Origin of the sequence: Streptococcus sp. CL6.22, from assembly GCF_049738055.1 — a bacterium.
GTDB lineage: Bacteria > Bacillota > Bacilli > Lactobacillales > Streptococcaceae > Streptococcus > Streptococcus mitis_DJ.
The window spans coordinates 92,610-112,510 of sequence record NZ_JBKOTV010000004.1 but is presented as its reverse complement, the minus strand read 5'-3'; the positions used below and the strand labels follow the sequence as shown (position 1 = coordinate 112,510).

At 36.6% G+C, this 19,901-nt stretch carries 21 protein-coding genes and 3 pseudogenes; 21 read left to right on the top strand and 3 right to left on the bottom strand.

Translation table 11 applies throughout. From position 1 onward, the window contains the following. From ACLNCW_RS03110 to msr(D), 7 genes are all read left to right on the top strand, one after another. A complete protein-coding gene (locus ACLNCW_RS03110) occupies nt 1-975 on the top strand; it encodes a nucleoid-associated protein (RefSeq protein ID WP_424845353.1) in 975 nt (324 codons plus the stop codon). After that, on the top strand, nt 975-1,589 hold the full coding sequence (gene pmp23, locus ACLNCW_RS03105; RefSeq protein WP_424845352.1) for a cell wall hydrolase Pmp23: 615 nt from the start codon (nt 975-977) through the stop codon (nt 1,587-1,589). The genes ACLNCW_RS03110 and pmp23 overlap by 1 nt, the downstream gene beginning before the upstream one ends. Before the next feature lie 73 nt (nt 1,590-1,662). Further along, a complete protein-coding gene (locus ACLNCW_RS03100) occupies nt 1,663-2,637 on the top strand; it encodes a DUF1002 domain-containing protein (RefSeq protein WP_125454511.1) in 975 nt (324 codons plus the stop codon). Between the two features lie 73 nt (nt 2,638-2,710). Beyond that, nucleotides 2,711-4,066, top strand: coding sequence for a 23S rRNA (uracil(1939)-C(5))-methyltransferase RlmD (gene rlmD / locus ACLNCW_RS03095; protein ID WP_424845351.1), 1,356 nt, complete (start codon nt 2,711-2,713; stop codon nt 4,064-4,066). A gap of 514 nt (nt 4,067-4,580) precedes the next feature. Continuing rightward, nucleotides 4,581-4,751 (top strand): hypothetical protein, encoded by a 171-nt coding sequence (locus ACLNCW_RS03090; RefSeq protein ID WP_000873143.1) that lies wholly within the window; start codon nt 4,581-4,583, stop codon nt 4,749-4,751. A gap of 385 nt (nt 4,752-5,136) precedes the next feature. Next, nucleotides 5,137-6,354: a macrolide efflux MFS transporter Mef(A) gene (gene mef(A), locus ACLNCW_RS03085; protein ID WP_000417519.1), complete on the top strand. Its 1,218-nt coding sequence runs from the start codon at nt 5,137-5,139 to the stop codon at nt 6,352-6,354. 119 nt (nt 6,355-6,473) lie between these two features. Beyond that, a complete protein-coding gene (gene msr(D), locus ACLNCW_RS03080) occupies nt 6,474-7,937 on the top strand; it encodes an ABC-F type ribosomal protection protein Msr(D) (RefSeq protein ID WP_000420313.1) in 1,464 nt (487 codons plus the stop codon). Nucleotides 7,938-8,054: 117 nt separating this feature from the next. Here msr(D) and ACLNCW_RS03075 read toward each other — a convergent pair whose 3' ends face one another. From ACLNCW_RS03075 to ACLNCW_RS03065, 3 genes and pseudogenes are all read right to left on the bottom strand, one after another. Next, entirely contained in the window at nt 8,055-8,354 is a 300-nt protein-coding gene (locus ACLNCW_RS03075) for a DUF5960 family protein (RefSeq protein ID WP_001072467.1), read from the bottom strand. Continuing rightward, entirely contained in the window at nt 8,341-8,709 is a 369-nt protein-coding gene (locus ACLNCW_RS03070; protein ID WP_238095843.1) for a hypothetical protein, read from the bottom strand. Before ACLNCW_RS03070 ends, ACLNCW_RS03075 begins: the two co-directional genes overlap by 14 nt. After that, nucleotides 8,706-8,885, bottom strand: a pseudogene (locus ACLNCW_RS03065) (DNA polymerase); the annotation flags it as partial. The pseudogene ACLNCW_RS03065 and the gene ACLNCW_RS03070, both read right to left, overlap by 4 nt. Between ACLNCW_RS03065 and ACLNCW_RS03060 the strand changes: the two are divergent. The 14 genes and pseudogenes from ACLNCW_RS03060 (at nt 8,883) to ACLNCW_RS02995 (ending at nt 19,898) form a co-directional block, all read left to right on the top strand. After that, nucleotides 8,883-9,314, top strand: a complete 432-nt coding sequence (locus ACLNCW_RS03060; protein WP_001178677.1) for a zinc ribbon domain-containing protein — start codon at nt 8,883-8,885, stop codon at nt 9,312-9,314. The pseudogene ACLNCW_RS03065 and the gene ACLNCW_RS03060 overlap by 3 nt on opposite strands. 134 nt (nt 9,315-9,448) lie before the next feature. Then, entirely contained in the window at nt 9,449-10,336 is an 888-nt protein-coding gene (locus ACLNCW_RS03055; RefSeq protein ID WP_001270697.1) for a nucleotidyltransferase domain-containing protein, read from the top strand. Between the two features lie 5 nt (nt 10,337-10,341). Further along, nucleotides 10,342-10,926, top strand: coding sequence for a hypothetical protein (locus ACLNCW_RS03050; protein ID WP_049510686.1), 585 nt, complete (start codon nt 10,342-10,344; stop codon nt 10,924-10,926). A gap of 333 nt (nt 10,927-11,259) precedes the next feature. Continuing rightward, nucleotides 11,260-11,877 carry an RpiB/LacA/LacB family sugar-phosphate isomerase gene (locus ACLNCW_RS03045; protein ID WP_049502575.1) on the top strand — a complete coding sequence of 206 codons (618 nt, stop codon included), beginning with the start codon at nt 11,260-11,262 and terminating at the stop codon, nt 11,875-11,877. Nucleotides 11,878-12,080: 203 nt separating this feature from the next. After that, nucleotides 12,081-12,899: pseudogene (locus tag ACLNCW_RS03040) on the top strand (alpha/beta hydrolase). Beyond that, nucleotides 12,899-13,027 (top strand): annotated as a pseudogene (locus ACLNCW_RS03035) (ADP-ribosylglycohydrolase family protein); the annotation flags it as partial. The pseudogenes ACLNCW_RS03040 and ACLNCW_RS03035, both read left to right, overlap by 1 nt. A gap of 217 nt (nt 13,028-13,244) precedes the next feature. Continuing rightward, nucleotides 13,245-13,625, top strand: coding sequence for a GntR family transcriptional regulator (locus tag ACLNCW_RS03030; protein ID WP_049502574.1), 381 nt, complete (start codon nt 13,245-13,247; stop codon nt 13,623-13,625). Further along, nucleotides 13,618-14,466 (top strand): ABC transporter ATP-binding protein, encoded by an 849-nt coding sequence (locus ACLNCW_RS03025; RefSeq protein WP_049502573.1) that lies wholly within the window; start codon nt 13,618-13,620, stop codon nt 14,464-14,466. Before ACLNCW_RS03030 ends, ACLNCW_RS03025 begins: the two co-directional genes overlap by 8 nt. Continuing rightward, entirely contained in the window at nt 14,466-15,095 is a 630-nt protein-coding gene (locus ACLNCW_RS03020; RefSeq protein ID WP_049502572.1) for an ABC-2 transporter permease, read from the top strand. Before ACLNCW_RS03025 ends, ACLNCW_RS03020 begins: the two co-directional genes overlap by 1 nt. A gap of 43 nt (nt 15,096-15,138) precedes the next feature. Next, nucleotides 15,139-15,993, top strand: coding sequence for an ADP-ribosylglycohydrolase family protein (locus ACLNCW_RS03015; RefSeq protein WP_424845350.1), 855 nt, complete (start codon nt 15,139-15,141; stop codon nt 15,991-15,993). A gap of 121 nt (nt 15,994-16,114) precedes the next feature. Further along, nucleotides 16,115-16,996 carry a diacylglycerol/lipid kinase family protein gene (locus tag ACLNCW_RS03010; protein ID WP_049502570.1) on the top strand — a complete coding sequence of 294 codons (882 nt, stop codon included), beginning with the start codon at nt 16,115-16,117 and terminating at the stop codon, nt 16,994-16,996. A gap of 63 nt (nt 16,997-17,059) precedes the next feature. Then, the gene (locus ACLNCW_RS03005) at nt 17,060-17,563 is read left to right on the top strand and encodes a phosphoribosylanthranilate isomerase (protein WP_237446862.1); all 504 of its coding nucleotides are present in this window, start codon (nt 17,060-17,062) and stop codon (nt 17,561-17,563) included. A 161-nt stretch (nt 17,564-17,724) separates the two neighbouring features. Continuing rightward, nucleotides 17,725-19,467, top strand: coding sequence for a glycoside hydrolase family 13 protein (locus tag ACLNCW_RS03000; protein WP_424845349.1), 1,743 nt, complete (start codon nt 17,725-17,727; stop codon nt 19,465-19,467). Nucleotides 19,468-19,586: 119 nt separating this feature from the next. Beyond that, nucleotides 19,587-19,898 carry a hypothetical protein gene (locus tag ACLNCW_RS02995; protein ID WP_237446864.1) on the top strand — a complete coding sequence of 104 codons (312 nt, stop codon included), beginning with the start codon at nt 19,587-19,589 and terminating at the stop codon, nt 19,896-19,898. Nucleotides 19,899-19,901: the final 3 nt, after the last annotated feature.

The window sequence follows — 19,901 nt, the reverse complement described above, 5'->3', positions numbered from 1 at the left end:
ATGGACATTTATATTAAGAAAGCTATTATTCATCAGTTCAGTCCGGATGACACCGAGCTGTTCCTAGCGGATAAGTTTCTCAATATTACTCCAAAAATCGAAGAATACCTGCGCAAAAAAATTGAACGTGTGTATTCAGATGAAGCTAAGACTGGGATTTTCGAAGAAGAAAATCCCTTCTTCAATCACATTACAGACGATTTGTTGGAGACATCAGTGACGCTGGCTAATCTCTGGAAAGAGGAGTTCAGCATTTCAGAAAATCTCAAGACCAATGACTTGATTTTTGTGCAATTTTCTAAAGAAGGTGTAGAACATTTCGCTTTCTTACGAATTGCCCTGCGGGAGACCTTGATCCACCTCGGAGGAGAAGTTGATAATCCAATCAAGCTAACTCAGAATAACTTGCCTGGATTTGGAACGGGTGCTGACGAGGCCTTGGTGGTTAATCTTCAGAGTCGCAAGTACCATCTGATTGAAAAACGAATTAAGTACAATGGGACTTTTTTGAACTATTTTTCAGATAATCTTCTTGCTGTCGCTCCAAAGATTTCTCCTAAGAAATCTATCAAAGAACTGGAAAAAACGGCCCAGAGAATTGCTGAATCTTTTAACACAGATGACTTTCAATTTCAATCCAAGGTCAAATCAGCTATTTTTAACAATCTGGAAGAAAGCAATGAATTGTCACCTGAAAAATTGGCCAACGACCTTTTTGACAATAATCTGACGGCTCGTTTGAGCTTTATTGATCAAGTCAAGGAATCTGTACCAGAGCCTGTTCAATTTGATGAAATTGATGCCAGCCGCCAATTAAAGAAATTTGAAAACCAAAAACTCTCCTTGTCAAATGGAATTGAGCTCATCGTTCCCAATAACGTCTATCAAGACGCCGAGTCTGTTGAGTTTATCCAAAACGACAATGGAACCTACTCTATCTTAATCAAAAATATCGAGGATATCCAAAGTAAATAATGTTTAAACGAATTCGAAGAGTGCTTGTACTAGCAGTCTTCCTTTTTGCTGGCTATAAAGCTTACCGCGTTAACCAGGATGTCAAGCAAGTCATGACCTATCAACCCATGGTGCGAGAAATCTTGAGTGAAAAAGACACCCCAGCAAACGAAGAGCTTGTGCTCGCTATGATTTATACCGAAACAAAAGGAAAAGAAGGCGATGTTATGCAGTCTAGTGAGTCTGCAAGTGGTTCCACCAACACCATCAATGATAATGCCTCTAGCATTCGGCAAGGCATTCAAACTCTGACAGATAATCTCTATCTGGCCCAGAAGAAGGGGGTAGATGTCTGGACGGCTGTTCAAGCCTATAATTTTGGACCTGCCTATATCGATTTTATCGCCCAAAATGGCAAGGAAAATACCTTGGCTCTGGCCAAACAGTACTCTCGTGAGACTGTTGCTCCCTTGCTGGGTAATACGACTGGAAAGACTTATAGTTATATTCATCCCATTTCCATTTTTCATGGAGCCGAACTCTATGTAAATGGAGGAAACTATTACTATTCTAGACAGGTGCAACTCAACCTTTACATCATCAAATGTTTCACTCTCTTTTCGACATCTGGCTAGCCCAGGTGTTTTTGTTATAAGTTTTCTTTAAGATAGATATATTACTCTAGAAAGGTAAAGGAGGAAATTCCCTATGAGAAAGAAACTCTTTCTGACTAGTGCTGCGGTCTTGTGGGCAGTAACAGCTATGAATAGCGTCCATGCAGCAACAGATGTTCAAAAAGTTATCGATGAAACCTATGTCCAACCTGAATATGTCCTAGGTTCATCATTGTCTGAAGACCAAAAAAATCAAACCCTTAAAAAACTAGGCTACAATGCCTCAACAGACACCAAAGAACTCAAAACCATGACACCTGATGTCTATTCTAAGCTTATGAATGTTGCCAATGACTCTAGTTTACAGTTGTATTCATCAGCCAAGATTCAAAAACTAGGTGACAAGTCGCCACTTGAGGTCAAGATTGAAACACCAGAAAACATCACTAAGGTGACTCAGGATATGTACCGAAATGCAGCCGTAACTTTGGGTGTGGAACACGCCAAAATCACTGTAGCAGCACCCATTCCAGTTACAGGTGAGAGTGCCTTAGCAGGGATTTACTATTCGCTAGAGGCTAATGGAGCCAAGGTACCACAAGCTAATAAAGACTTGGCTCAAGAAGAGCTGAAGGCTCTGTCCGATATCAATGCTGAAAACAAGGATAAGTCAGGCTATGATGCTAATAAATTAAACGTTGCCCTAGCCGATATCAAGTCAGGACTCGCCAAAGCTAAAGAAAGCAAGGGAAATCTGACAGAAGAAGATGTCCGCAAGATTGTTGAAGATACCTTGAAAAATTACAAACTTGATCAGGTTATAACAGGAAACCAGATCAATATCATCATCAATTTTGCTTTGAATCTTTCAAAGAGTGATATCCTCAGCAATGCAGACTTCACTAAAACCCTGAATGACCTGAAACAAAGTATTGTTTCACAAGCTGGCGACAGTTTTAAAAATATCAACCTTAACTTTGATGCTGATAAGGCGCTAGAGGACGGCGGCAATTTCCTAAGCTCCCTCTGGCAAGCCATTGTCAACTTCTTCAAGAGTTTTGGTTCTTAAGAAATTTCATGGTATAATAGATGGTAACCGTAACGTTGCCGTCTTTTTTGTCGGTCAATAGAAAGAGAAGAAAATGTTAAAGAAAAATGATATTGTAGAAGTTGAAATTGTTGACTTGACCCATGAAGGTGCAGGAGTGGCCAAGGTGGATGGTTTGGTATTCTTTGTCGAGAATGCTTTACCGAGTGAAAAAATCCTCATGCGTGTCCTCAAGGTCAATAAAAAGATTGGTTTTGGTAAAGTTGAAGAATACCTTGTTCAATCACCACACCGTAATCAAGATTTAGATTTGGCTTACCTGCGTTCAGGAATCGCGGATTTAGGTCATCTTGCCTATCCAGAACAGCTCAAATTTAAAACCAAGCAAGTTAAGGATAGTCTATATAAGATTGCTGGAATTGATGATATAGAGGTTGCTGAAACTTTAGGCATGGAAAATCCAGTCAAGTACCGCAACAAGGCACAGGTGCCTGTTCGTCGAGTGAATGGTGTCTTGGAAACAGGATTTTTCCGTAAGAATTCCCACGATCTCATGCCTTTGGAAGATTTCTTTATCCAGGATCCTGTGATTGATGAGGTAGTAGTAGCCCTACGAGACTTGCTCCGTCGTTATGATTTGAAACCTTATGATGAAAAGGAACAAGCTGGCTTGATTCGAAACCTTGTGGTGCGTCGTGGGCACTATTCAGGACAAATCATGGTTATTTTGGTTACAACTCGTCCCAAAGTTTTTCGTGTTGACCAATTAATTGAACAATTAATCAAGCAGTTCCCAGACATCACGTCTGTTATGCAAAATGTCAACGACCAAAACACCAATGCGATTTTTGGCAAGGAATGGCGTACGCTTTATGGTCAAGACTATATTACCGACCAAATGTTGGGAACTAACTACCAAATCGCTGGTCCTGCCTTTTACCAAGTCAATACTGAAATGGCTGAAAAACTTTATCAAACAGCCATTGACTTTGCAGCATTAAAATCAGATGATGTGGTCATTGATGCCTATTCTGGTATCGGGACGATTGGTCTTTCTGTTGCGAAACATGTCAAGAAAGTCTATGGTGTCGAAGTGATTCCAGAAGCGGTTGAGAATAGCAAGAAGAATGCCCAACTGAACCATATTTCAAACGCCCACTATGTCTGTGATACAGCCGAAAATGCTATGAAGAATTGGCTTAAAGATGGAATTCAGCCAACCGTTATCTTGGTTGATCCTCCACGCAAGGGCTTAACCGAAAGCTTTATCAAGGCAAGTAGTCAAACAGGAGCAGACCGCATCGCCTATATCTCCTGTAATGTTGCGACCATGGCGCGTGATATCAAACTCTACCAAGAATTGGGATATGAGTTGAAGAAAGTCCAGCCGGTTGACTTATTTCCGCAAACGCATCATGTTGAGGCGGTAAGTTTGCTAGTCAAGGAGTAAAACGACGAAGATTAGCATTTACTTCCGCCCATGCGATAGCTGTCCGTGATTGACAAGTGCTAGCACGCAGACAGAACGGAGATAGCGAACCGCTGAGTGTGTCGCTCTGCTCGTAAAAGCTTAGAAACCTTTGAACGAAAGGGATAATGAAAGCCTTGATTGCAAGGCTTTTTGCTTTATGGTGGGTAAGTATCAGAGTGAGAAAATTTTTGGAATGAGTAGAAGTGATAGCTAGAAATTATCAGTTTCTATTTCCATTTACCCTGTGGGTACGTGTTTGTTTCCATTGACAAGGAGTTTGTGGGAATAGAAATGTACCCACCTTGTTTGAATCAAGTGAAGTGTAGTTGAAGGAAATCTGTTGAAAGCAATACTTCATTTTACCGAATAAGTAATAATTTAGGCAACTTCAAATCGATTAAAAAAAACTATTTTAAAGGTTAAGAGTAGACAAAAATTGTCCACTCTTTTTTGCAAACTCAATTTATCAATAAATGAAATGAGGGAATGTAAAATGAAATATTTTGAGGTTGAGTTAGAAAATCCTGATGAATTTTTAAAACTACAAACAGAAGATTTTGTGAAAGCTAATCGCTTGCTACTAAGGAAGATAATCCAGAGCGTTACAGTCTATGAAGAAAACTTCGTCATATCCTTTAAATCTGGCATCGAATTGGAAGTATGAGTCTCATTCCATAACTTTTATATTGAACATATCATCTTGTTGTGTTATACTATAAATTGATATAAACAAAGATGTAGGAGGAACCGAAACTATGACAGCCTCAATGCGTTTAAGATAAGCTGGCAATAAAAAAAGCAGAATCTATACCCGATGATAGGCTTTTTTGTTGTGCTTATTTATACGATATTGAGCATTCATTAGTTACGGTGAGGATATTGGTTATTTAACTATACCTTTATTTAACTATGTCTTTAATATGAATGTTTCCAAATTGTATGTATGCAGACCAAAAGCCACATTGTGGGGTTTGGCCTGCATTTTTTATTGCCTAGAATGCTATTCAAAATAGAAATTCAAGCAAAATAATATGCAGGAGATAATATAAATGGAAAAATACAACAATTGGAAACGAAAATTTTATGCAATATGGGCAGGGCAAGCAGTATCATTAATCACTAGTGCCATCCTGCAAATGGCGATTATTTTTTACCTTACAGAAAAAACAGGATCTGCGATGGTCTTGTCTATGGCTTCATTAGTAGGTTTTTTACCCTATGCGATTTTGGGACCTGCCATTGGTGTGCTAGTGGATCGTCATGATAGGAAGAAGATAATGATTGGTGCCGATTTAATTATCGCAGCAGCTGGTGCAGTGCTTGCTATTGTTGCATTCTGTATGGAGCTACCTGTCTGGATGATTATGATAGTATTGTTTATCCGTAGCATTGGAACAGCTTTTCATACCCCAGCACTCAATGCGGTTACACCACTTTTAGTACCAGAAGAACAGCTAACGAAATGCGCAGGCTATAGTCAGTCTTTGCAGTCTATAAGCTATATTGTTAGTCCGGCAGTTGCAGCACTCTTATACTCCGTTTGGGATTTAAATGCTATTATTGCCATCGACGTATTGGGTGCTGTGATTGCATCTATTACGGTAGCAATTGTACGTATACCTAAGCTGGGTAATCAAGTGCAAAGTTTAGAACCAAATTTCATAAGGGAGATGAAAGAAGGAGTTGTGGTTCTGAGACAAAACAAAGGATTGTTTGCCTTATTACTCTTAGGAACACTATATACTTTTGTTTATATGCCAATCAATGCACTATTTCCTTTAATAAGCATGGAACACTTTAATGGAACGCCTGTGCATATTTCTATTACGGAAATTTCCTTTGCATTTGGGATGCTAGCAGGAGGCTTATTATTAGGAAGATTAGGGGGCTTCGAAAAGCATGTATTACTAATAACAAGTTCATTTTTTATAATGGGGACCAGTTTAGCCGTTTCGGGAATACTTCCTCCAAATGGATTTGTAATATTCGTAGTTTGCTGTGCAATAATGGGGCTTTCGGTGCCATTTTATAGCGGTGTGCAAACAGCTCTTTTTCAGGAGAAAATTAAGCCTGAATATTTAGGACGTGTATTTTCTTTGATCGGAAGTATCATGTCACTTGCTATGCCAATTGGGTTAATTCTTTCTGGATTCTTTGCTGATAAAATCGGTGTAAATCATTGGTTTTTACTATCAGGTATTTTAATTATTGGCATTGCTATAGTTTGCCAAATGATAACTGAGGTTAGAAAATTAGATTTAAAATAAACAATATTGGAGGAATATTTATGTATCTTATTTTCATGTAACTCTTCCTGCTAAAATCGCAGGGTTTTCCCTGCATACAAGCAAATGAAAGCATGCGATTATAGACAGGAGGAAATGTTATGGAATTAATATTAAAAGCAAAAGACATTCGTGTGGAATTCAAAGGACGCGATGTTTTAGATATAAATGAATTAGAAGTATATGATTATGACCGTATTGGTTTAGTAGGAGCAAATGGTGCTGGAAAAAGCACTTTACTCAGGGTACTTTTAGGAGAATTAACTCCCCCAGGATGTAAAATGAATCGTCTGGGTGAACTTGCCTATATTCCCCAGTTGGACGAAGTAACTCTGCAGGAGGAAAAAGATTTTGCACTTGTAGGCAAGCTAGGTGTTGAGCAATTAAATATACAGACTATGAGCGGTGGTGAAGAAACAAGGCTTAAAATAGCACAGGCCTTATCGGCACAGGTTCATGGTATTTTAGCGGATGAACCTACGAGCCATTTAGACCGTGAAGGAATTGATTTTCTAATAGGACAGCTAAAATATTTTACAGGTGCACTGTTAGTTATTAGCCATGACCGCTATTTTCTTGATGAAATAGTAGATAAAATATGGGAACTGAAAGATGGCAAAATCACTGAGTATTGGGGAAACTATTCTGATTATCTTCGTCAGAAAGAGGAAGAACGTAAGAGCCAAGCTGCAGAATACGAACAATTTATTGCGGAACGTGCCCGATTGGAAAGGGCTGCGGAGGAAAAGCGAAAACAGGCTCGTAAAATAGAACAGAAGGCAAAAGGTTCTTCAAAGAAAAAAAGTACTGAAGACGGAGGGCGTTTAGCTCATCAAAAATCAATAGGAAGTAAGGAAAAAAAGATGTATAATGCTGCTAAAACCCTAGAGCACAGGATTGCGGCCTTAGGAAAAGTAGAAGCTCCGGAAGGCATTCGCAGAATTCGTTTCAGGCAAAGTAAAGCATTGGAGCTCCATAATCCATACCCTATAGTCGGTGCAGAAATTAATAAAGTATTTGGGGATAAGGCTCTGTTTGAAAATGCATCTTTTCAAATTCCGTTAGGAGCAAAAGTGGCGTTAACTGGTGGTAATGGAATCGGAAAAACAACTTTAATCCAAATGATCTTAAACCATGAAGAAGGAATTTCTATTTCGCCTAAGGCAAAAATAGGTTACTTTGCACAGAATGGTTACAAGTACAACAGTAATCAGAATGTTATGGAGTTTATGCAGAAGGATTGTGACTACAATATATCAGAAATTCGTTCAGTGCTAGCATCTATGGGGTTCAAACAGAACGATATTGGAAAAAGTTTATCTGTTTTAAGCGGTGGAGAAATTATAAAATTGTTGCTTGCTAAAATGCTCATGGGTAGATATAACATCCTAATAATGGATGAACCCAGTAACTTCCTTGACATACCAAGTTTAGAGGCTTTGGAAATACTAATGAAGGAGTACACCGGAACTATCGTGTTTATCACCCACGATAAACGATTACTCGAAAATGTAGCAGATGTAGTTTATGAAATTAGAGATAAGAAAATAAATCTGAAACATTAAATTTAAGGTAGTCGCTGGTCAGTATAGTCTGTTCTGGTTGGCGACTCCATTGTTAAAGAGTATAAAGACTTTAGATTTTATGAATATTAAAAATAGGAACAGTCAATTGAACTGCTCCTATTTTTCTGCTAAATATATTGTAGTTTTCTTATATGTATAATGATAGATTAGCGGATTCTCATCTACGGTACTTACTTCAAATATGAAGAAGTGATCGCGGTTATCTCTGGACTTTTCCTTATTGAGGACAAAGTAATTCTTACGTGAAGTCGCCATTGTTTTTAGGATATCATCAGTTAGGAAGGTCAATGGAATATTCATGTTAGAGTAGCGGTAGAAGTCACGTTCAAAATCTTGGTAGCTCTCGCTATAATAGTCCATTTGTAGGTGATTACGCTGAAACTCAAGCTGATTCATAGAGCACCTCCTCGACAAGTTCAATACTAATAATGTCTTTTAATTTCAAATTGATGTGACCTGTTGTAGTTTTTATCAAAATGAAATCTTTGGTCAGACTTGGTATTGTTCCAGTGTAGGAAACACGCTTGTTTTTTTCAATCACTTGAATGCGTGTGCGTAGCTGCCCGGCGTATACTTGACTGAGGAGTAATAATTTCTTCTCTAGTGATAAGTCAGACATGTACGTTACTTTGTTTGTATCATCAGAGAGTGCTGATGTATGCTCAGATAGGAAAAAGCCCATCCATTTTTGCATCTTTGTATCCTGGTACTCTCTTGCTGACTGAAATGGTAAGGATGAACGGTCAATCATTTTAATCCCTCCAATACACCAGCGGAATGACCGCCAATAAGTTTACTGCGTTCAATATTTTAGGAACCTTCAGTTAGGACGGTTCCTTTTTGTATGGCTAAAAAGCCAAACTGTTCTCTGACAACATCAATAGCTGTCTGAAGTCTATTTTCTTTTTCAATTTCTTCTACATCATGCAAAATGAGGACAACCCTTTTACTACCAAGGTGTTCTGTGCAGAATGCGGTTCAGCTTTTGGACGTAAGAACTGGACGACCAGTCGTGGCAAACGTAAAGTTTGGCAGTGTAACAACCGTTATAAGGTAAAGGGACAGATTGGTTGTCAGAATAACCATATCGATGAGGGAACACTAGAGAAAGCTGTAATGATGGCAGTTAAACTACTGAGTGAGAATATGGATTTGTTGCATGGAAAGTGGAATAAGATCTTGGAAGAAAACCAGTTATTAGAAAAGCATTACAGTGTGTTACTGGCTGAATTGATAAATAAGGAGTGTTGGGAATATGATTCCTTTGAGATGTGTCAGGTACTAGATAGTATTTTGATTTCGGAGGATGGACAGATAACCGTTAGATTTTTGGAAGGAACAGAAGTTGATTTATAAGGCTGTAGGCATAGTATAGTTCACTATGTTTGCAGCCTTTTTTCTTGTTTAGTGGTATAATTATATGTAGGATTTTTTTAATATCGGTTACTTTTTATGAATTAACCAAAAAACTAAAATGGAGTTGTTTTATAATGAGATATTCTGAAGAAGCATTACAATCATGGATTAAGCCGTTATCTGCCACTGAAGAAACACGGGTTGAAAATACTATTGGAATGATTAAAGATGCAATAGAAAGGAGTGGGCTCTCTTCAAAGTATGAATATGAAATTTTTGCCCAAGGTTCTTATGCAAATAATACGAATGTAAAGAAAAATAGCGACATTGATATCTGTATCATGGTGAAATCTTTATTTTATTGTGAGTATGTAGATGGGTTATCGGACCTAGACTATAATTACTCTAGTAGCAGCACCAATGCTAATGTATTTAAAAACGAAGTGATTAAAGCGTTAATTTCAAAATTTGGTGCAGAATCAGTTTCTATTGGCAATAAGTGTATCAATATTAATTCTAACTCATATCACGTAAATGCAGATGTAGTCCCATGTTTTCAATATCGAAATTATAGATATATTGGTAGCAGGTCATCTGAAAAATTTGTTGAAGGCATCAAATTTTTTACCTCAAACGGAAATTATGAAGTAATTAATTATCCTAAAGTTCATATACAAAATGGTATCTCTAAGAATAAATCTACTCACTATAAATATAAATATTTAGTTAGGATTATGAAGCATATTAAGAACGAGATGCAGGAGCTAGGATTGACAAACGAACGCATTTCTTCATATTTGATAGAATGTTTGGTCTGGAATATACCTGAACAGATGTTTTTCAATAGTAATAGCTACACAGGGTTGTTACAGCAAGCGTTATATTACATAGTGTCTCAAGTGAATTTAAATTGGGTTGAAGTAAGTGGAATGTATTACCTTTTTCGTTCAGAGCAGAAATGGAATTTACAGGATACAAAAACTTTTTTAGTTAGAATGATTGAATTTTTGGATTATAAATAAAACTTATGAATGAACAGCAGAAAAAATTTTTGAATATTACAATATGGGTTTTTGCAATTTGCTTGTTATTAAGATTGTTAATAAGTGGCCAAGAGATTGCAGTGAATCTTAAATCTGATATTTTGGCATTGGTATATTCAGCCGTTGGGTATATTGGTGAAGCTATATCAGTTACAGCAATTATTATGGCTATTTTTGAAAAAACAGCATGGCGGTGGCCATTACTATCTAAGATTCATAATGTTCCAATTTTATTTGCGAATTATGTAGGTAGTTTCAAGACGGACTATGATCAGAATGAAAGAAATTGTGAACTTACTATTGAACAGTCATTTACGACTATTAAAGTTAAGTTTAAAACGGGTGAAAGTTCGAGCCATAGCATTACAGCATCAATTATCAATGATAATGGAACACAAAAATTAATTTATACATATTTAAATAGCCCAAGGGCTGAATTGCAAAGTCCTATACATTATGGGACGGTAATTCTTGATATTGATAATCCAAATCAACTAGAAGGAAATTATTATACTAATCGAGGAACCAAAGGTTCAATGAGTTTTGAGATAAACAACCCTTCTCGCTAGTTGGATTTGTAAAGATTTAAATAAAGAAAGAAGAACTAACTATCGGAAACTTGGCATAGATGTAACAATACTGTATATTAACGAAGCCGTAAATACTCGCATTAGTTACGTTTAATAGTTTAATACGGATATTCAGCAGCTTTGATTTCGTTTCACAGTATAGGTAGTAACCGTCAAGACATGTGGAGGCGGTAGTTTTGATGTCAAAAGTTGCAACCAGTGAATAAATGAAGTGTAGAAAATAAAGGCTTGTTCAATTCAATATATAATGAATTACCGGCACCCAAACCAAAGAAAAAGAAATAATTAAATTAGAAGTTGAAGGGGGGAAGAATGAGAATCGGAGTTATTCAAGCAAGTTCGCAAGCGACCAAAAATCAAATAATCTATGATGCTGTATTAAAGTATGCTCCAAAGAAATCTGAGGTTATAAATTTTGGCTGTACGATGGAAGAAAATGAAAAATACTCGTATATAGAAATTTCTATTCTTATAGGTATCTTGTTGGCAAGTAGGACAGTTGATTTCGTTGTTACGGGCTGTTCTTCCGGACAAGGAATGATGCTTGCTTGTAATAGTATGCCTGATGTCATTTGCGGATATGCACCTACACCGAATGATGCCTATTTATTTGCTCAGATTAATAATGGAAATGCGATATCATTACCATTAGGTGAAAATTATACATGGTCAGGTACTGAAAATCTTGAAAGAACAATAGAAGCTCTTTTCTCGAAGCCATTTGGACAAGGATACCCCAAAAGTGAGGCAGAGAGAAAGGTAAGAGATGCTGAGAAACTTAAAGAAATAAGAAGAATCGGGCAGGTTCAGTTTGAAGAATTCGCAAATGTACTAGATATATCATTGTTTGAATCAATCAAGAGGAAACAGAATGTAATTCAGAATGTAAAGGCGTATGGGAAGAAAGAAATAGCTGATTTAATGAAATGAGTAAATCACAGTTTGTCGGGGTAATACCTTTTAACGATAACCTTATGCTATCGTCAAAAGGTTTATAGACATGTTCCCACATACATGTTCACTTGGCATACATAGTGTTCACTCGTTTTATGTCGAGTGTGTGGTACTGCTTTTAAGAGCTGATTGAACAAGGAAAATTAGCTAGTGAAAGTCCTACAGTAAGGAGTTTAAACATGAAATTCCATGAATTTGGTAATAAGAATTTGCCTCCTATTTTACTGATACATGGTGGTGGCAGTTCTTGGTGGAATTATCTTCGTCAAGCACGAATCCTGTCAGAAGAATACCGTATTATTCTACCCACTTTGAATGGCCACGGAGAGGAATATCAACTTGATTATGTTTCTACTGAAGATTCTGCTTTGGAGATTCTAGACTATATCAAAGCAAACTGTGGTGGGAAATTGTTTGCAATCGGTGGTGTTTCACTTGGTGGTCAAATTGCCATGGAGCTTTTATCTTTAGATAGTGAAATTGCTGAGAAGGCCATCATAGACGGAAGCCTCTGTATTCCTCAACCAAGGTTAGCTAAAATCAGCATCTTTCTAGTGTCTCTATTTGGTAAATTGATGTTCAATAAATTCTCTTGCAAACTTCAGTTAAGCATGATGAACAAACTCTATCCTTAACTGGCTTATCCAGAGGAAATAAAAGCTTATTATTTGGAGGATCTGCCAAGGACGCCTGTTAAAACATTGGTGACCATTTACAAAACCTATATGGGGCATTACAAGCTGAAAGATATGATTTCTGATAGCAAGGCTCAGGTTCTGTATATCTATGGTGAAAAAGAATTGAACTGTGTGAAAGAATCAGCGAAATTATTTCATCAGCTACATTCAAATACAATTTTGTATGAAGCAAAGGGTTATAATCACGGTTATTTATCATCTTACCTACATCAGGAGTGGATTGATTTAGTTGAGCCATTTTTAAAGAGCAATCCATTGGGAATGTATAATGAATCTGATATGTCACAAGGAGGAATCTGATGCTCGGAGCAATTATTGGAGACATTGTTGGTTCTGTTTACGAATGCAACAATATCAAAATAAAAGACTTTCCTTTATTACGGAAGGACTGTTTTTTCACTGACGATACGATTATGACTTATGCTGTTGATGGTAAAAACGTATAAAACTGTGAACGAAAGTGATTAAGAAAAGCCTTGATTGTAAGGCTTTTTGTTATATAAAAAATTTAAAGTGAACAGGAATCAATTTAAACAATAATGTGTCTCATACAGATTGTTAAATATTGAACTTATATAGCTGTTATGATATAATATAAACAGATAAAACAGAGATAACAGTTGGATGGTTAGGAGGATATGGAGGGTGAATATACAGATTGATAATTCAAGTGATAATCCGATTTATTTACAGATTAAAAATCAAATAAAGGCTCAGATTATTTTGGGAGAATTAAAGGTTGGCGAGCAATTACCATCAATCAGATTTTTAGCTAAAGAACTTCGAGTGAGTATGATAACTGCTAAAAGAGCTTTTGATGAACTAGAACTTGATGGTTTCATTAATTCAGTTCAAGGTAAAGGTAATTTTGTTGCAGCTCAAAATAAAGAGCTTATTCGAGAAGAATATTTGAAACGAATCGAATCAAAAATGCAAGATATTCTTGAGCTTTCAGCGATTGCAGGTGTTACCAATGATGAGTTGGTAGAGATGTTTAGTAGTTATATGGAGGGAAAATATGAGTGATTTTGCTATTGAAATCAAAAACTTGGTTAAAAAATTTGATGACTTTACATTAGGACCGATAGATTTTTCTATTCCTAAAGGCTCTATTGTCGGTTACATTGGCCAAAACGGGGCTGGTAAAAGTACAACCATAAAATTATTGTTAGGATTACTTAAGAAAGACTCAGGAGAAATTAAAATTTTAGGTTATGATAATCCTAATAGTCTTGAATTGAAAGATAAAATTGGAGTAGTGTTTGATGATTTATTAGTGCCGGAAGAAATGACACTCGTTGATTTGGAAAAATTTTGTTCAAGGGTATATTCAAAATGGGACAGAGAATTTTTTTATCAATTAAAAAAGAAATTTAAATTATCTGAAAAACAGGCTATTCAAAGTTATTCTCGTGGAATGAGAATGAAATTATCGATGGCAGTAGCTTTATCTCATAAAGCAGAAATTCTCATTTTGGATGAAGCTACAAGTGGATTGGATCCGATTGTACGGGACGAAATTTTAGATTTTCTTCTTGACTTTATTCAAGATGAAAATCATACAATTTTAATATCGTCACATATCCTATCAGATTTAGAGAAAGTGGCGGATTATATTGCTTTTATCAATGATGGTAAAGTACTTTTTGTTGAATCAAAGGATGAACTCAAAGAAAACTATGCTATCTGTACTTTATCTAATGAAGAAGTTAAAAATCTTGATGAGGAAGCTATAATTGGGAGAAGGATACACGCATTTGGACAAGAGATGCTTGTTAAAAGAAATTTTATTCCAGATGGAATCAGATTACAAAAACCTTCTATCGAAGATATTATGATATATTTTTTGAAAGGAGATAAAAGATAATGACTGCATTGATATTAAAAGATATAGCTACTTTAAAGAAAACACTACTATTAACGATTACTCTCTGTATTGCACTCATTGTTTATGGGGTATATGAAAATGAAATTTTTATGATACCGCTTATTTGTACTATGATACCGTTAATTTTAACTGCTATCGCTTTTGGCTATGATACGAGATCGAAGTTTGAACAATTTGCCTTTTCCATGCCTATTAAAAAGAGTAGCTTTGTACTAAGTAAATTGTTTTTTGCGTTTGTTTTTGGATTAGTAGGTTCAGTTTGTTTATTTGTTCAATTGGTAATAAAAAAAGAGATGTTAATAGACAGCATCATATTTATCTCAACAATTACATTAGTTGTATGTATTTTGATATCAGCTATTCAACTTCCGTTTATCCTTAAGTACGGGGCTGAAAAAGGTAGGCTGATCATGGTTATAACATACTTTACAGTATTTGCTCTATCTAGTTTTTTTAAAGCAAAATCAGATTTACTGACTAATGTTGTGGAGTTTTTCTTAAAGAATTCGAGTTTAATGATTTTTATTGGAATGGTTTTTGTCAGTATTGTTATCATAGGAATTGCTATAAAAATATCTATTTTAATTATGGAGAAAAAAGAATACTAGAGAAGTTGAGAGTAGATTATAAAAACTTAGAAGGAGGAATCTCATGCTCGGAGCAATTATTGGAGACATTGTAGGTTCTGTTTACGAATGGAACAATATCAAAACGAAGGACTTTCCTTTATTTCGGAAGGACTGCTTTTTTACAGATGATACGGTTATGACCTGTGCTGTTGCAGAAGCAATTATGAATGGGGGACAAAAAGACGACTTCATTGACGCGATGAAGAAATATGGCAGACTGTATCCGAATGCTGATTACGGTGCTCGGTTCAATGCATGGCTAAACAGCGATAACCGTGAGCCTTATAATAGCTTTGGGAATGGATCAGCTATGCGTGTTTCTCCATGTGCTTGGGTCATGGACTGTGGTTTTTATGAGAGAACCGGAATGTGGTCATCATCTAGAGAACTTGCGAGTCTTTCTGCAGAGGTAACCCATAATCATCCAGAAGGTATTAAAGGTGCTATGGCTACAGCTGATGCTATCTTTCTTTGTCGTTTTTACTTTGGTGGTTATTGTAGCGAATATGAGCAACCAATTGACGACAATACTACGGAGTGTAAAAGACGGATTAAGGATTATATAGAGAAGACATACGGCTACAATCTATCTCAAACTTTAGATGAAATCCGCCCTAACTATCGTTTTAACGAAACGTGTCAAGAAACTGTCCCTCAAGCCATTATTGCCTTTCTTGAAAGTAGAAACTTCGAATATGCGATAAGGAATGCCATTTCCCTTGGTGGCGATAGTGATACTCTCGCTGCAATTACTGGTAGCATAGCCGAGGCAGCTTATGGTATTCCTGATTGGATAAAGGAAAAGGCCTACTCTTATTTGGATGAACCCATAAATGATGTACTCAGGCGATGGGATAATGAGGTTGATATAAAATAAAAGCGTTTCAATCTCCAGTACGTCATATTTCTCTTTTCCGTATTTTCATTGTATAATGGTAGTACATTTACTTGCATACGACGAAATGTAAACATTTCTATTTAAAATTAAGGAGAAATTAATGAAAAAGGCAATGGTAATTATCAACCCTACCTCTGGTGGGGAGAAGGCTTTGGATTATAAAGAAAAGCTGGAAAATAAAGTAAAAGAATACTTTGAGCACGTAGAAACCAAAATTACTGAAAAAGCGCTTGATGCAACACACTTTGCTGAGGAAGCGTCTCGTGAGGAGTACGATGCAGTGGTTGTGTTTGGTGGAGATGGGACTGTCAACGAAGTCATTTCGGGTATTGCTGAGAGAGACTACATTCCTAAGTTAGGAATTATCCCAGGCGGTACGGGTAACCTCATTACAAAACTTTTGGAAATCAATCAAGACATCGATGGCGCTATTGATGAACTTGATTTTAACTTAACCAATAAGATTGATATCGGTAAAGCAAATGATAACTATTTTGGTTATATCTTTAGTATCGGTTCTCTGCCTGAGGCGATTCACAATGTTGAAATTGAAGATAAGACAAAATTTGGTATTCTTGCCTATGCTGTAAATACCATGAAGTCTGTTATGACAGATCAGGTCTTTAACATTAAGGTGGAGACAGAGAATGGAAATTATGTTGGTGAAGCTAGCCATGTTTTGGTTCTCTTGACAAATTACTTCGCTGATAAGAAAATCTTTGAAGAAAACAAAGACGGTTATGCCAATATTTTGATTCTAAAAGATGCTTCTATATTCTCTAAATTATCTGTCATTCCTGATTTACTAAAAGGAGATGTTGTTGGCAATGATAATATTGAGTATATCAGAGCGCGTAATATTAAGATCTCTTCAGATAGTGAATTGGAGTCAGATGTTGACGGTGATAAGTCAGATAACCTACCTGTAGAAATCAAAGTCCTAGCTCAGCGAGTAGAAGTATTTTCAAAACCGAAAGAGTAGAAGGTAAAAATTAGTTTATTATTCACAACGAAATTAAGTTCTATATCAACGATTGGAGGAGGAATGAATTCTCTATTTGATGAATTTCGAATAATTTGTTCTCATTTAAACCAAATCGGAATCACTCCGACGCTCATGGGGTCTTTGGGGTTTGAATACCGTTCAAATGAAGAATGGAGGCCGTCTGACATTGACATTCATGTGCCTGGTGATCCTAGAGGTTGGGAAGCGCCTGATCATCTCAGAATTTATGAGTGGGACAAGATAATGAAAGTGATGAAACACTTAGGCTATGACTTAATAGATATTCATGAGCATGAATTCAAAAAAGATGGACTGAGTGTTGAATTCGGAAGTATCGATTCTTTACCTGATTTTGCAGGAGTTTCGGAATCGGATATAGAGCTGATTCATCTCGAAAACATCACTTTTCGCGTTCCAAGTTTGGAACAGTTTTTAAGTATTTACAAGGCTTCTTCCCAAGATTCCTATCGAAATGATCACAATAACAATAAGGATTTAAAAAAAATAGAGTGGTTGCAAAGATATTTTTTAATCATCATTTGAAAAGTAGCAAGTTGTAAGACTGGCTGCTTTTTTATTTATAGAACCAAACCACTAGAATCTACGGATAAGCCTTGAAAATAAAATACGAAAGTAGTATACTAGAATCACAATTATGAAAACGTTTGCGTAAAATTGGAATTAAAACTCTAGGAGACAAATTAATGGAATTAAGTGCTATTTACCATAGACCTGAGTCAGAGTATGCCTATCTTTACAAGGATAAGAAACTTCATATTCGGATTCGAACTAAGAAAGGGGATATTGAAAGCATCAACTTGCATTATGGTGATCCTTTTATTTTTATGGAGGAGTTTTATCAAGATACAAAGAAAATGGCCAAGATAACTTCTGATGCCTTATTTGACCATTGGCAGGTTGAAGTGTCCGTCGACTTTGCACGTATCCAGTATCTCTTTGAACTCAAGGATACAGAAGGCCAAAGCATTTTGTATGGCGATAAAGGGTGTGTGGAAAATTCTCTAGAAAATCTTCATGCTATTGGGAATGGATTTAAGTTGCCTTATCTTCATGAGATTGATGCCTGCAAGGTTCCTGATTGGGTTTCAAATACGGTATGGTATCAGATATTTCCTGAGAGATTTGCCAATGGAAATGCTCGATTAAACCCAGAAGGAACATTAGACTGGGATTCATCAAGCACACCTAAAAGTGATGATTTCTTTGGTGGTGATTTACAGGGGATTATTGACCATCTGGATTATTTGCAAGACTTGGGGATTACTGGACTTTATCTTTGTCCTATATTTGAATCCACGAGCAATCATAAGTACAATACGACGGATTATTTTGAAATTGACCGTCATTTTGGAGACAAGGAGACCTTCCGGGAGCTGGTCGAGCAAGCTCATCAGCGAGGTATGAAAATCATGCTGGACGCTGTATTTAATCATATTGGTTCGCAATCTCCTCAATGGCAAGATGTTGTCAAAAATGGTGAGCAATCTGCTTATAAAGATTGGTTCCATATTCAACAATTCCCAGTGACGACTGAAAAACTTGCTAATAAGAGTGACTTACCCTATCATGCTTTTGGTTTCGAGGACTATATGCCTAAGCTAAATACAGCTAATCCAGAGGTCAAGGACTATCTTTTAAAGGTTGCGACTTATTGGATTGAAGAGTTTGATATCGATGCTTGGCGTTTGGATGTGGCTAATGAGATTGACCATCAGTTTTGGAGGGATTTTCGCAAGGCGGTTTTAACTAAAAATCCTGATCTTTATATTTTAGGAGAAGTCTGGCATACGTCTCAGCCTTGGCTAAATGGAGATGAGTTCCATGCTGTTATGAATTATCCTTTATCTGATAGTATCAAGGAGTATTTCTTACGAGGGCTTAAGAAGACAGACCGATTCATCGATGAAATCAATGGTCAGTCTATGTATTACAAGCAACAGATTTCAGAGGTTATGTTTAATCTTTTGGATTCGCATGATACAGAGCGAATCTTGTGGACGGCAAATGAAGACGTTCAACTTGTTAAAGCAGCCCTAGCCTTTCTTTTTTTACAAAAAGGAACACCCTGTATCTATTACGGAACCGAGCTTGCCTTGACCGGAGGACCAGATCCAGATTGTCGTCGTTGTATGCCTTGGGAATGTGTATCAAGTGACCACGATATGCTGAGCTTTATGAAGAAACTAATCAAGATTCGCAAACATGCGTCAGCAATCATTTCGCATGGTAAGTATAGCCTAAAAGAAATCAAACCAGATCTAGTAGCTCTAGAATGGAAATACGAAGGCCGGGTCCTTAAAGCGATCTTTAACCAATCAACAGAAGATTGTATTTTCGAGAAAGAAGCAGTAGCACTAGCAAGCAATTTCCAAGAATTGGAAATTCAGCTTGTGATCTCTCCAAATGGATTTGTAATTTTTCATTAAAGAGCAATTAAGAGTGACAGAAAAATTGTAGTATAGAGAGCATTTTACAAACAGACTATTTGTCGTCTTGCTACAAATTGTATATAATCTAACTTAAAGAAAATAGGAGGACTAATCGAATGGAATTAAAAGATTTTACAGAAAAAGAACAGGAAATGATTAAGAAGGGGCTGACTACGTCTAAGATTAGTGACAAGGAAACTGCTGAGAAGATTCTTGCGCTAGTACCACAAGACTTGATTAAGCAAATCCCATTTTTCGTCAGAAAACATGCAACAACACGTACGATCAAACGAATTTCTATTGAACACCCTGAGCTCTACGCAGCAGCTCAAACAAGTGGTGAGATTCCAGAAAAAGCACGCGAAGAATTGCGTCAGATTATCACGAATATCTTTGAACAAAAGATGAATAAGCATAGTATTAAGTAGAGA